The sequence below is a fragment of the Geminicoccaceae bacterium genome, assembly GCA_020638465.1.
GTDB lineage: Bacteria > Pseudomonadota > Alphaproteobacteria > Geminicoccales > Geminicoccaceae > JAGREO01.
Map to the genome: position 1 here is coordinate 1160481 of JACKIM010000002.1, position 12784 is coordinate 1173264.

Below are 12784 nucleotides of genomic sequence, written 5' to 3' on the forward strand. Positions count from 1 at the left end.
ATGGATATCATCCGCCTTGCCATCGAGCGCCCGATCGCCGTCATCGCCGCCGTGCTGATGGCCGTGATGTTCGGCTACGTCTCGCTGCAGAACATCCCCATCCAGCTCGCTCCCGACGTCGAGAAGCCGGTCATCACCATCACCACCCTGTGGCCCGGCGCGGCACCGGCGGAAGTCGAGCGCGAGATCGTCAATCGACAGGAAGAGGTCTTCAAGGGCCTTGAGGGCCTCAACAAGATGACCTCAAGCTCGAAGGACGACGAGGGCAGCATCACCCTCGAATTCTCCATCGACACCAACATGGACAAGGCGCTTCTGCTGGTCGCCAACCGCCTTGATCGCGTCGGCAACTATCCCGACGAGGCGAGCGAACCCACCTTGTCCACATCGGGCGACGACGACAACGCGATCGCCTGGTTCATCATTCGCCGCACCCCCGGCAACGACGCGCCGATCAACGAGTTCGGCGACATCGCCGAGGACCTCGTTCAGGACCGGCTGCAGCGCGTGCCGGGCGTGGCCAGAGTCGACATCTTCGGCGGCAGCGAGCGCGAGATGCAGGTGGTGGTGCAGCCGCAGCAACTCGCCCGCTACCACCTGACCGTACCCGACGTGCTGGCCGCCCTGCGCGCCGCCGGAGTATCGATGAGCGCCGGAGACGTCGAGGAAGGCAAGCGCCGTTATGTCGTGCGCACGGAGGGCGATTTCGAATCCCCGTCGCAAGTCGCCGACGTGGTGTTGCGGACCATGACCGATCCGGCGACGGGACGGCTGGCGCGGGTTACCGTGGGCGATATCGCCGATGTCCGGTTCGCATTCAAGGAACCGGGTGCGCGTATCCGCATGCTCGGAGAAAGCGCCCTGGTGTCGCGGGCCATCCGCGAGAAGGGAGCAAACGTCATTGCCACCATGGAGGGCATTCGCGAAGCGGTCGATGAACTCAACGCGTCATCGCTCCCGGCCGGGGGACTGATGATACGTCAGGTCTATGACGAGACGACCTATATCGACAGTGCCATAGATCTGGTCACCTCCAACATCTACATCGGCGGGACCCTCGCCGCCCTGATGCTGATGCTCTTCCTGCGCAGTTTCGGTGCGACACTGATCGTGTCCATCGCCATTCCGGTATCGGTGGTGGCGAGCTTTGTTGCCATGGCGGCGATGGGACGCTCGATCAATGTCATCTCGCTGGCGGGAATTGCGTTTGCCGTGGGCATGGTGGTGGATGCAGCCATTGTCGTTCTGGAGAACATCTACCGCCTGCGCCAACAGGGAATGCCCGCGGCCGAAGCCGCCTACCAGGGAGCACGTCAGGTCTGGGGAGCCATTCTCGTTTCGGCACTGACGACCATCATGGTATTCATCCCCATTCTGGTCATGAAGCTCGAAGTCGGGCAGCTTTTCCGCGACATCGCCGTGGCGATCTCCGTTGCGGTGACGCTGTCGCTGCTCGTGGCGATCACGCTGGTTCCGGCGATGGCCAGGAGACTCCTGGGCGGCGACGCAAGCGGGACGATCGTCCAGCGAAGAATTCCGGTCGTCGACGACCTGGCCGGCGGATTCCGCGATGCCGTCGTCGGCTTCGTGCGGCGGGTTGCCTCGAACCGGATGCTGGCATTGCTCGTCGTGCTCGTGGTGACAGTGACCTCCGGCCTGTTTGCCTACCGGTTTCTACCGAAACTGGAATATCTGCCTGAAGGCAATCGAAACCTGGTGTTTGGGTTTATCCTGCCTCCCCCAGGCTACAATCTCGAAACCATGTTCGAGATCGCCACCCACGTCGAACAGGCAACCCGCCCCCTCTGGGCAAGCGAGGCAGGCACCGAATCGAAACCCGGGGAACCGCCCAGGATGGAGCAGTTCTTCTTCGCGGCATTCGGCGGCAATGCCTTCATCGGTGCCAGTGCGGTCGACGAGATGCGTGCAGGCGAACTGATACCGCCCATGAGCGCACCCATCTTCCAGGAGCCCGGCACCTTCGGCTTCATCCGTCAGCCCTCGATCTTCGGCGGCGGCCTGGGCGGGTCGCGCGCCATCGACCTCGATGTCAGTGGCGAGGAGATCGAACCGATCCTCACCACTGCCGTCCGGGCCATGGGCCTTGTCACCCAGTATCTTCCACGCGAGCAGGGCAACCAGTACCGCCCGGTTCCGGGTCTCGAACTGGGCGCTCCCGAGGTGCGGTTGATCCCCGACCGGGTACGGTTGGCCGACGCCGGCGTCTCGACCTTCAATTTCGCCACCACTGTCGACGCCTTCAATGACGGCGTGCGGGTCGAAGAGATCACGGTCGGCAACGACCGCATGGACCTGATGCTCAAGGGCCCCGAGAACGGAGCCGACACCACCCAGTCGATCGACGCCCTGCCCATCGTCACGGCCAATGGCGAAATCCTTCCGGCCAGTGCGCTGGCCGACATCGAGGTGACGTCCGGGCCAACAGAAATCCGCCACCTCGAACGCCAGCGCACGGTGACACTGGTGATCACCCCGACCAACAATCTGCCGCTGGAAGATGCTCTGGGCATTCTCGAAAACAACGTGGTCACCCCACTGCGCGACGCGGGACTGCCGGCTGGCGTCCAGCTTTCATTGTCCGGCACGGCAGACCAGCTCACCGAGACATTCGAGGAAATGAAGCTGGACCTGCTCCTGGCGCTGGTCATCGTCTATCTGGTGATGGCGGTTCTGTTCGAAAGCTTCATCTACCCGCTGATCATCATGGTTTCGGTGCCCCTGGCGGCAGCCGGCGGCGTGGCGGGACTGGCCGTGCTCAACATCTTCAAGTTCCAGGCACTCGACATGCTGACCCTGCTCGGTTTCGTCATCCTCATCGGCATCGTTGTGAACAATGCCATCCTGCTGGTCCACCAGTCGCTCTATCACCTGCGGGAAGAGGGCATGGCGCCCGTCGATGCCATCATCGAGGCGACAAGGAACCGCTTGCGGCCGATCTTCATGAGTACGCTGACCTCGGTATTCGGCATGCTTCCCCTGGTCCTTTTCCCGGGTGCCGGTTCGGAACTCTATCGTGGGCTGGGCTCGGTCGTTGTCGGCGGTCTGTCGCTCTCGGCCGTTCTGACACTCCTCCTGATACCGCCGATGCTGGCCCTGGTTCTGCGGCCCGGCGCGGAACGACGGACCGACGCGGCAATGGCTCCCGTACCTGCGCCGGCCGAATAGGGACGAAGCGGGACGGGCATCATGCGTCGGCATGGATCGCGATAACAGGGCGAGGCAAGCGTGAACGATACGGTGAAACTGATCAGGCGATATTTCGCGGCCTTCAACGATGGCAACATCGGCGACATGCTGGACTGCCTTGATGACGGGGTAGTCCATGACGTCAATCAGGGGGAGAGACGACAGGGCAAGAAGGCCTTTGCGGCCTTCTGCAGGCACATGGCGCGTTGTTATGCCGAACAGCTTCATGACATCGTGATCATGTCGAACGATGACGGAAGTCGGGCCTCGGCGGAATTCGTCGTCGAGGGTCGTTATCTTGCCGACGACGAGGGCCTGCCGCCAGCTGACGGCCAGACCTACCGTCTGCCAGCCGGAACATTCTTCGAGATCGGGAATGGTCGCATCCGCAGGGTCACGACATTCTACAATCTCCAGGAGTGGATTCGCCAGGTGCAGGGCCCGTGAGCATTCGCGTCGAAGCGCTTGTCGGCCCTGCCATGGCCCATGCACTGCCCGCTCTGGCACGGCTTCGCATCGAGGTGTTCCGGGATTTCCCCTATCTCTACGATGGCACGCTCGACTACGAGGCCGGCTACCTGGAACGGCTGGCCTCGTCGAAAGGGGCGGTGATCGTCGGTGCGTTCGATGGCGATGACGTCGTGGGCTGCGCCACGGCCATGCCCATGGCCGAAGAACACCCGGAATTCCTGCGGCCGGTTCTCGATTTCGGTCTCGATCCGGAGAAAATCTATTATCTGGCCGAATCGGTGCTTCGGACGCACTATCGAGGACAGGGCATCGGCCATCGCTTCTTCGATTTGCGCGAGGAGCAGGCTCGTCGCCTGGGCGGCTTTCGGAGCGCCATGTTCTGCGGTGTCGTGCGACCGGACGACCACCCGGCACGGCCTGTCGGCTACCGTCCCCTCGATCCGTTCTGGCGCAACCGTGGCTATGCCCCGATCGATGGCCTCGTGGGTTCGTTTACATGGCGGGATGTCGGCGAAGTGGCCGCTACCGGCAAACCGATGCAATTCTGGATGAAGCAACTTTGAGCATATTCAAGATCGCCACGGCACAATATGCCATTACGAGACCTTCCTCGTTCGATGCCTGGTGCCGAAAGATCAGCGAATGGTGCGAGCGCGCATCTTGCGCCGACGCGAAACTGCTGGTCTTTCCCGAATATGCCGGCATGGAACTGGCCGGTCTGCTGCCCGATGAAGAGGCCCGTGACCTGAACGGATCCATCCGCGGCATGCAGTCGTTCATTGCCGATGCCGTCTCCCTGCACGCCCAGCTTGCCCGGCGGTTCGGCGTGCATATCCTGCAGGGCTCGCTGCCTGTTGCCATCGATCGCGGCCGTTACGTCAATCGTGCATGGCTGCATGCTCCCGGCGGACGCAGTGGCTTCCAGGACAAGCAGATCATGACCCGCTTCGAGCGCGAGACCTGGATGATTTCAGGCAACGCCCCCCTTCGCCTGTTCGACACGTCACTCGGGCCGATGGGTATCCTCATCTGCTATGACAGCGAATTTCCCCTGCTCGCTCGCGCCCTGTGCGAGGCCGGCGCAACACTCCTTCTGGTCCCGTCCTGCACCGAAACCGAGGCGGGATACTGGCGGGTACGACTGGGCTCCCAGGCACGCGCTCTCGAAAACCAGTGCATCGCCGTACACAGCCCGACTGTCGGCACGGTCTCCTGGTCACCGGCGGTCGACACCAATTTCGGCGCAGCGGCCATCTACGGACCTCCCGATGCCGGCTGGCCGGCCAGCGGCATTCTGGCAGCGGGCGTCGCCAACGAGCCATGCTGGGTCATGGGACAGGTCGACATGAATCTCGTCGCGCGCACACGTGCGGATGGCAACGTTCTCAACCACCGCGACTGGAGCGAACAGACCGGCAGGGACAGCCAGGTCCCTATCCCAGTCGAGATGATCGATCTGCGTTGAAGGACAATCCTTGGAGCCGTTCCCAATCCGGCGGGAACGGTCCGCCGCGATGACTCCACGATTTAATGAAACTTCTCATCGTTCTGATGTATCTACCTGATCAGAAACGACTTCAGAGATTATCGCCTTTGATTGCGGCTATCACCGCGTCGGTAACATCCTTCGTGCGCGCGGAACCGCCCAGATCGGGCGTATGCAGCGAAGCATCGCCGGTCGCCCGTTCGATGGCGCGCATGAGACGCGCGGCGGCATCGCCTTCCCCCAGGTGATCAAGCATCATCACCGCACTCCAGAAGCTCCCCACGGGATTGGCAATGCCCTTTCCCGTGATGTCGAATGCCGAACCATGGATAGGTTCGAACATCGACGGAAAACGCCGCTGCGGGTCGATATTCGCAGTGGGAGCGATACCGATGGATCCGGCCAGTGCCGCTGCCAGATCGGAGAGGATATCGGCATGAAGATTGGTGGCGACGATGGTATCAAGACTTCCGGGGTTCATCGTCATGCGTACGGTCATCGCATCGACCAGCATCTTGTCCAGCTGTACATCCGCGAAATCACCGGCAACCTCGCGGGCGATCTCGTCCCACATCACCATGCCGTGGCGCTGGGCATTCGACTTGGTCACCACGGTGAGATGCCTTCGCGGCCGCGAGCGGGCCAGCTCGAAGGCGAAGCGCATGATCCGCTCCACGCCGCTACGGGTGAAGATTGATACCTCGGTGGCAATTTCCTCAGGCAGTCCACGATGGGAACGGCCACCCTGCCCCGCATACTCGCCTTCCGAATTCTCCCGGACGATCACCCAGTCGAGATCGCCCGGCCCGACATCACGCAACGGGCTGCGTATGCCCGGCAGGATCCTGGTCGGACGAACGTTGGCGTACTGGTCGAATCCCTGACAGATCGCGAGCCGGAGCCCCCACAAGGTGACATGGTCCGGTACATCGGGTGCACCGACCGACCCGAAATAGATCGCGTCCTTGTCGCGTATCCTGTCCAGCCCGTCCGCGGGCATCATCAAGCCCGTGCGCCGGTAGTGGTCCGTCCCCCAGTCGAAGGCCTCGAACTCGAAGCGAAAGCCGCCATCCCGCGACGCCAGCACATCGAGCACATCGATGCCGCTATCGATGACCTCACGACCGATGCCATCGCCTGGAATGCTCGCGATGTTGTATGTCCGCATAAGATCGCCTCCCCACTCAGGCACTCGCGGGCCGGCTTTCGCCAACCATTCTCTTTTTCAGGATTGCGACGGCCTTCACGACAGGTCGTCTGGTTCAGGATTGCGACGGCCTTCACGACAGGTCGTCTGGTGACCAGCAGTCCCTATTTCTTGCGGAACCGGTCGAGGGCGACAATCTCGGCACCCGACTTGTCCTGTGTCTCGTCCCGGTCACCATCCGCATCAGCGCCGTCGCCCCGGTCCTCGCCATCCGTCGGCGCAACCGACAGGTCTGTCTTGCGTTCGAGGCGAATGGGCTGATGGTCCTCGTCCACGACGTCGTCATCGACATCGATGGTGAACTGAAGGCCGAATTCCACACCCGGATCGGCGAATACCTTGATCGCATCAAACGGTATGATCAGCCTCTCATGCTTGTCATTGAAACTGAGCGTTACCGAGAACGAGGTCTCGCCGACCTCAAGATCCCAGTACTGGTGCTGCAACACGATCGTCATCTCGGTGGGATAACGATCCAGCAGGAATTCCGGTATGACGACACCGGAATGAGTCGTGCGAAAGGTGATGTAGAAGTGATGCGGCTGAGCGACTTCATCGCGCATGAGCCGACCCAGCACGTCACGCACAACCTGACGAAGCGCAGCCTCGACAAGAAGCCCGTACTCTATCTTTTCCTGGCGCATGCACGCTCCGACGTGTTCGACGCTGACATCCTGCAACTTCTCGATACCAGCCGGACAACCGCGCTGTACCATGCCACGAAGTGGGGAGCTTCTGTTGCCCGGTGCTCCCCGAACCGCGCCAGGAGGCCGAAGCTTCCTGGACTTTCTGGCAAGATTCTGTTGCCCGGCTCTCACCAGCCGCGCTTGCTACTGCTTATTAGGCAGCGGCAGCGAAGGCCACACGGTTATCGTTGGCACTTGTCATGTTTGGCCCGATAACGGCGGGTACCATACCGAGCGAAAGCACGCCCCTTTACTACGCACGTCGATCCTGGTTCGCCCCCGCACGTCCCTGAAAGGGTCTGGTGGAGGCGCCGGGCTCTGCCCCCGGGTCCGCAACGCCTATTCCGGGCTACGTTTATCGCCATAGCCGACTTGCGCCGGCACTCCCTATATAATGTCTTGCCAAGTTCACTTAAAGAGGCGACCACGTCGCAAGACAGATGATCATCATGGGGTACTCGCCGCATGCCGTTGACAATCGAGCAGCAGCAGGAAATCGCCGAACAGAGGGCAGAGCGGACATCCACCCGCCGCGCCACCGTGCCCGCCCTGGAGGATATCCTCTACGAACCGCTGCCGGTCCTGGATCAGGGGTTCATCCGCGTGATCGACTACATGGGTGACGATGCGGCCATCGTTCAGGCGGCGCGTGTTTCATACGGCAAGGGCACCAAGCATGTGAGCAACGACCGGGGACTCATCAACTATCTGATGCGCCACCGCCACACCAGCCCGTTTGAAATGTGCGAGATCAAGCTGCACATCAAGCTTCCGATCTTCGTCGCGCGCCAGTGGATCCGCCACAGAACAGCGAATGTGAACGAATATTCGGCCCGCTACTCCATTCTCGACGACGGGACCTACCAGCCGGAGGCTCACGAACTGGCCGTACAGGCAACGACCAATCGCCAGGGGCGTGGCGACAGGGTGGACGAACGCCACAGCGACGCGCTCCTCGCCCGCCTCGCCGACAACGCGGCACGCAATCTGGATGATTACCGCTGGTTGCTCAACGCGGAGGAAGACGGACAGCGGCCCGGCCTTTCGCGGGAACTCGCCAGAATCGTTCTTCCATTGTCGAGTTATACCCAGTGGTACTGGAAGACCGATCTGCACAATCTGCTCCATTTCCTCGCACTGCGCGCGGACCCGCATGCCCAGTACGAAATCAGGGTCTACGCGGACAGGCTTATGGAGGTGCTGCGTCGCTGGGTACCCTTGACCGCGTCCGCATTCGAGGACTATCGCCTGAATGCCGTCACACTTTCAGGCAAGGCGCTGGCATGCGTGCAGCGCATGCTTGCGGGAGAAACGGTCACGCAGGAGACATCAGGTCTCGGCGCTGGCGAGTGGCGCGAACTTCAATCGCATCTCACCCATGGTTAAGTCTACATATAGTTGTTAATACCATATTGAAACACAACTTATACGATGATATCATCTTGGGGTTCCGTTAGGGGAATCTTAACGATCGAAAGCTAGACTCCGGCTTTACGATTGTGCCTGGAGGTTACGTGCGCCGAACTCATGCGATAGCGGCAATGTTGCCGGTCGTTCTGTTGACGCTGGTCGCAAGCCCGAGCCCATCGGCGGTGGCGGCAACGTCGAATACGTGCAGGACGGTGGCAACCGAGATCGAAAAGCGCGAAAAACTCCCCGAAGGGTTGCTCTACGCGATCGCACTCACTGAATCCGGTCGCTGGAATCCCGAACTCAAGGTCAGCTACGCCTGGCCATGGACGATAACCTCCAGGAGCGATTCCTTCGTCGCCACCAATGCGGCCGACGCGTTGCGCATCGTCCACAACCTGCAGCGGGAGGGGCGCGGCAACATCGATGTCGGCTGCATGCAGGTCAATCTCTTCTACCACGGAGATGCGTTCGCATCGGTCAACCAGGCGCTCGACCCGGTCAACAACATGCTCTATGCGGCCCGTTTCCTGAAGCGTCTTCGCAGGGAAACCGGTACCTGGGCCAAGGCCATCGAGCGTTACCATTCCAGCGATACCGAGCGCGGACGACAATATCGAAAGCGGGTGACCGGCTACTGGAACGATGTCCGCTCCAACGCGTCCGTACTGCAAGCGTCCTTCGACACCGACGCATCTCCCGGATCGCTTGTCACCGAGACACTCTTCTTCGGCAAGGGCGGCCGATCCCTCGATATCGTCCGTCCGAAAAGCGCCGACAGGAAAAGCGCCGGGAGCAAGCACGAGCCGGCAGGAACCGCGATTGCCGCCGCGAATCAGCCGCGTGCGGGAAGCATCGTCGCCCTCCACGGGCTGGACACGATCGTCGAGACAGGCTCGCGGCCGGCCATCTACCGCCCGAGATAGGAAAGGTCGTTCGCCACCCCCCTGACGAGGGCCGATGAACATGGGGGATATCCCATGTCCGTATCCATCCACACCGGGGAAAACATGGCGCTTGTCATCGGGCAACGATTGACTTCCATCCCGACACGGGTTTCCACTTCCAGCGCCGGCAGCGGGCATGACCGGCTGGCCATTGGCAGAACGTGAATGACGGGGGAGCGTCATGTTTGAATTGTTGCTCAAGGGCGGGCATGTCATCGATCCGGCATCCGGCCGGAACGAACCGGCGGATGTCGCCTTCGACAAGGGCAGGGTCGCAGTCATCGATCGCGACATCGAGGAACATCAGGCGCGCTCCACCGTCGACGTGGGCGGCCGTTACGTCGTTCCCGGATTGATCGACCTGCATACCCATGTCTACTGGGGCGGGACATCCCTTGGCGTGGACGCCGACAAGATCGCCGTTCGAAGCGGCACCACGACCTTCATCGATGCCGGTTCGGCGGGAGCCGGCAATCTCCTCGGCTTCCGCAAGCACGTGATCGAGCGTTCCAGGGCCCGCATTCTGGCTTACATCAACGTTTCCTTTGCCGGTATCTTCGGTTTTTCGCACTATCTGATGGTCGGAGAAAATTCCGACATCCGCATGTGCGATGCCCGCGCCTGTCGCGATATCGCCCGCGAGCACACCGACATCCTGTGTGGCGTGAAAGTCCGCGTCGGCCTCGTTGCCGGCGGCACGAGCGGCGCGGCTCCCCTTGACATCGCCATAGAGTCGGCAGAAAGCCTGCACATGCCGGTGATGGCGCATATCGACAAGCCCCCGCCCAGCCGTCGCCAGGTGATCAACCGGTTGCGGTCCCAGGATGTCCTCACCCACTGTTTCAAGCCCTATCCGAGCGCACCGATCACCGCCGATCGCACGGTCCGCGAGGAAATCCTCGCGGCTCGCGAGCGTGGCGTGATTTTCGACATCGGCCACGGCATGGGCTCGTTCGACTTCGAAGTGGCCAGAGGCATGATCGACGAGGGATTTTATCCCGACGTCATTTCGAGCGATATCCATGCCCTCAACATCGACGGGCCGGCCTACGACCTGCTGCACACCATGTCCAAGTTCCTCGCCCTGGGGCTTCCGGTCATGGACATCGTGCGCATGGCCAGCAGCGAACCTGCCCGGGCGATCGCCCGGTCTGATCTCGGTCGCCTCGCCCCCGGCTCGGTGGGCGATGCCGCAGTGCTCGATGTCCGGCAGGGCAGATACACGTTCACCGATGTCCTCGGGCAGAAGATGTCCCATAATGAAGCATTCCACTGTGATGGCATTGTCATCGCTGGGGAATGGATACCCAACAGCGACTGAACCCCGACATCCGCCGCCAGGAGGTGGCGGGAATTTCTCTTGCATGCGCAACATGATAGGGCAACTCGGTTTGACATCGTCCGTATGAAACAACAAAATCCCAAGAGAATATGGGAGCGTTGTTCATGTCGGTCGTGTCTTTCGGAGAGCACGGCGCGTCGCGGCGCCGGTCATTGCTGGCTCTTCTGCTGGAGGAGTCGGTGGAACTGGCCGAGGATGTACGCGACTTCATCCGCAGTCGCCCTTCCAGGGGTCCGTTCGTGGCGCCGATCGATCAACTCAGGGAGACGGCTGAAATCAGCCGCATTACGTCACGTGTGGGGTTTGCCGTCGCCTGGCTGATGGCCCGCAATGCCGTCATCGCGGCAGAAATCTCGAAAGAGGAAAGCCTGGCACCCGAATATCGCCTGGGCGGAGCGGGCGTCTGCGATGTCGATGGCGATCCGCCGGCGTCAGCCTCGACGCGCCTTCTCCGCCTGTCCCGGCAATCCCGCAGCCTGTATGACCGGATAGCCCGCCTGGACAGGGAACTCGATGCCACGGAACGCGGTTCCCTCTACTGAACATGCCGGCATTCGTTGATACTTGACGGGGTATCGACGGCGTGGTTGTCAGGACCTGCCGATGGAGCGCATGTCCGTCCCATCGTTCTTCTGTCATCGTGGGAACCCGTCTCATGCCGCTCCTCTCCGAACAGCTCGACCGTATCAAGCCCTCGCCCACCATAGCCGTCACCAATCTGGCACGTGAACTGAAGGCCAAGGGCCGTGACATCATCGGTCTGGGTGCCGGCGAACCGGATTTCGATACGCCGGATCATATCAAGGAAGCGGCGATCGAGGCGATCCGCAAGGGCGACACAAAATATACGGCGGTGGATGGAACGCCGGAGCTGAAGGAAGCCATCGTCGCCAAGTTCGCCCGGGACAACGACCTGAGCTACAAGGTTTCCGAGGTCACGGTTGGAACCGGCGGCAAGCAGGTATTGTACAATGCCCTGATGGCGACGCTCAATCCGGGCGACGAGGTCGTCATTCCGGCTCCCTACTGGGTTTCCTATCCGGACATGACCCTGCTCGCGAGTGGCAAGCCCGTTGCTGTCGACTGCCCTGCTCAGGCCGGCTTCAAACTGCTCCCCGAACACCTTGAAAAAGCGATCACGCCGAAGACGAAGTGGCTGATTCTCAACTCGCCGAGCAATCCCACGGGTTCGGCCTATACCGCCGACGAACTGCGCGCGCTGGCAGCGGTGCTGGAAAGACACCCGCATGTGCACATCATGACCGACGACATGTATGAGCACCTCGTCTACGACGGCTTCCGGTTCACGACCATAGCACAGGTTGCGCCATCGCTTAAGGAGCGCACGCTCACCGTCAACGGCGTCTCCAAGGCCTATGCGATGACCGGATGGCGTATCGGCTACGCCGCCGGACCGGAGCCGCTTATCAAGGCGATGGGCAAGATCCAGTCGCAGAGCACGAGCAATCCGTGCTCCATCAGCCAGGCCGCCTCGGTGGCTGCCCTGAATGGCGACCATGGTTTCCTGGTCGGGCGCAACGCCGAATTCGCGAAGCGGCGCAATCTGATCGTTGACCATCTCAACAATGCACCGGGCCTGCGTTGCCATACACCCGAGGGCGCATTCTATGTCTATCCGAGCTGTGCGGGAGTGATCGGCAAGCGCACGCCGGAGGGCATGGTCATCGGGGACAGCGAGACTTTTGCCCGCTACCTGCTTGAAGGGGAAGGCGTTGCGGTGGTGCACGGATCGGCCTTCGGTCTCGATCCCTATTTTCGCATCTCCTACGCCACCTCGACCGAAGCACTCGACGATGCCGGCAAGCGGATCGTCCGCGCCTGTGAAGCCCTGCGCGACTGACCAGACAGTGACGTGCAGGGGCCAGGAGGCTCCGACCGGACAATTGACCGCGCTTGATCGGGCTTCGAACGGCTGCGATCGGTCGTGCAGCGAAGCGATGGCCCCGGCATCGTTCCCTTTCTGAAGAAAACTGCCAATTGACATGGTCAACACCAGTGTCACATGTT

The 12784-nt window shown here is 61.5% G+C and carries 11 protein-coding genes and 1 other RNA gene; 9 read left to right on the forward strand and 3 right to left on the reverse strand.

What is annotated here, in order from left to right; all coding sequences use genetic code 11:
* Genes H6851_15685 through H6851_15700 form a run of 4 tightly spaced genes read left to right on the forward strand, consistent with a single transcriptional unit; the run spans position 1 to position 5143 of the window.
* Entirely contained in the window at positions 1 to 3186 is a 3186-nt protein-coding gene (locus H6851_15685) for an efflux RND transporter permease subunit (GenBank protein ID MCB9945047.1), read from the forward strand.
* 60 nt (positions 3187 to 3246) lie between these two features.
* Complete coding sequence (locus H6851_15690) at positions 3247 to 3654, forward strand: nuclear transport factor 2 family protein (protein MCB9945048.1); 408 nt, start codon at positions 3247 to 3249, stop codon at positions 3652 to 3654.
* Positions 3655 to 3686: 32 nt separating this feature from the next.
* Entirely contained in the window at positions 3687 to 4241 is a 555-nt protein-coding gene (locus H6851_15695; protein ID MCB9945049.1) for a GNAT family N-acetyltransferase, read from the forward strand.
* Complete coding sequence (locus tag H6851_15700) at positions 4175 to 5143, forward strand: carbon-nitrogen hydrolase family protein (protein ID MCB9945050.1); 969 nt, start codon at positions 4175 to 4177, stop codon at positions 5141 to 5143. Before H6851_15695 ends, H6851_15700 begins: the two co-directional genes overlap by 67 nt.
* A 112-nt stretch (positions 5144 to 5255) precedes the next feature.
* Here H6851_15700 and H6851_15705 read toward each other — a convergent pair whose 3' ends face one another.
* The 3 genes from H6851_15705 to ssrA form a co-directional block, all read right to left on the reverse strand.
* On the reverse strand, positions 5256 to 6332 hold the full coding sequence (locus H6851_15705; GenBank protein MCB9945051.1) for a tartrate dehydrogenase: 1077 nt from the start codon (positions 6330 to 6332) through the stop codon (positions 5256 to 5258).
* A 143-nt stretch (positions 6333 to 6475) separates the two neighbouring features.
* A complete protein-coding gene (locus H6851_15710; protein MCB9945052.1) occupies positions 6476 to 7015 on the reverse strand; it encodes a hypothetical protein in 540 nt (179 codons plus the stop codon).
* A gap of 79 nt (positions 7016 to 7094) precedes the next feature.
* Positions 7095 to 7478, reverse strand: a transfer-messenger RNA (tmRNA) gene (ssrA, locus tag H6851_15715).
* Positions 7479 to 7522: 44 nt separating this feature from the next.
* On the opposite strand from ssrA, the gene H6851_15720 reads away from it, so the two are divergent.
* The 5 genes from H6851_15720 to H6851_15740 all read left to right on the forward strand — a co-directional run bounded on the left by H6851_15720 (position 7523) and on the right by H6851_15740 (position 12617).
* The gene (locus tag H6851_15720) at positions 7523 to 8443 is read left to right on the forward strand and encodes an FAD-dependent thymidylate synthase (protein MCB9945053.1); all 921 of its coding nucleotides are present in this window, start codon (positions 7523 to 7525) and stop codon (positions 8441 to 8443) included.
* Positions 8444 to 8598: 155 nt separating this feature from the next.
* On the forward strand, positions 8599 to 9393 hold the full coding sequence (locus H6851_15725; GenBank protein ID MCB9945054.1) for a transglycosylase SLT domain-containing protein: 795 nt from the start codon (positions 8599 to 8601) through the stop codon (positions 9391 to 9393).
* 202 nt (positions 9394 to 9595) lie between these two features.
* A complete protein-coding gene (locus H6851_15730; protein MCB9945055.1) occupies positions 9596 to 10735 on the forward strand; it encodes an amidohydrolase/deacetylase family metallohydrolase in 1140 nt (379 codons plus the stop codon).
* Between the two features lie 125 nt (positions 10736 to 10860).
* Positions 10861 to 11298: a DUF1465 family protein gene (locus tag H6851_15735; GenBank protein MCB9945056.1), complete on the forward strand. Its 438-nt coding sequence runs from the start codon at positions 10861 to 10863 to the stop codon at positions 11296 to 11298.
* 113 nt (positions 11299 to 11411) lie between these two features.
* Complete coding sequence (locus H6851_15740; GenBank protein MCB9945057.1) at positions 11412 to 12617, forward strand: pyridoxal phosphate-dependent aminotransferase; 1206 nt, start codon at positions 11412 to 11414, stop codon at positions 12615 to 12617.
* Positions 12618 to 12784 lie beyond the last annotated feature (167 nt).

Coding starts and splice junctions, on each gene's coding strand:
- H6851_15695 (MCB9945049.1), top strand. CDS start 3,687: ATGGCCCATGCACTGCCCGCTCTGGCACGGCTTCGCATCGAGGTGTTC.
- H6851_15705 (MCB9945051.1), bottom strand. CDS start 6,332: ATGCGGACATACAACATCGCGAGCATTCCAGGCGATGGCATCGGTCGT.
- H6851_15720 (MCB9945053.1), top strand. CDS start 7,523: ATGCCGTTGACAATCGAGCAGCAGCAGGAAATCGCCGAACAGAGGGCA.
- H6851_15730 (MCB9945055.1), top strand. CDS start 9,596: ATGTTTGAATTGTTGCTCAAGGGCGGGCATGTCATCGATCCGGCATCC.
- H6851_15740 (MCB9945057.1), top strand. CDS start 11,412: ATGCCGCTCCTCTCCGAACAGCTCGACCGTATCAAGCCCTCGCCCACC.
- H6851_15685 (MCB9945047.1), top strand. CDS start 1: ATGGATATCATCCGCCTTGCCATCGAGCGCCCGATCGCCGTCATCGCC.
- H6851_15710 (MCB9945052.1), bottom strand. CDS start 7,015: ATGCGCCAGGAAAAGATAGAGTACGGGCTTCTTGTCGAGGCTGCGCTT.
- H6851_15700 (MCB9945050.1), top strand. CDS start 4,175: ATGGCGGGATGTCGGCGAAGTGGCCGCTACCGGCAAACCGATGCAATT.
- H6851_15725 (MCB9945054.1), top strand. CDS start 8,599: ATGTTGCCGGTCGTTCTGTTGACGCTGGTCGCAAGCCCGAGCCCATCG.
- H6851_15735 (MCB9945056.1), top strand. CDS start 10,861: ATGTCGGTCGTGTCTTTCGGAGAGCACGGCGCGTCGCGGCGCCGGTCA.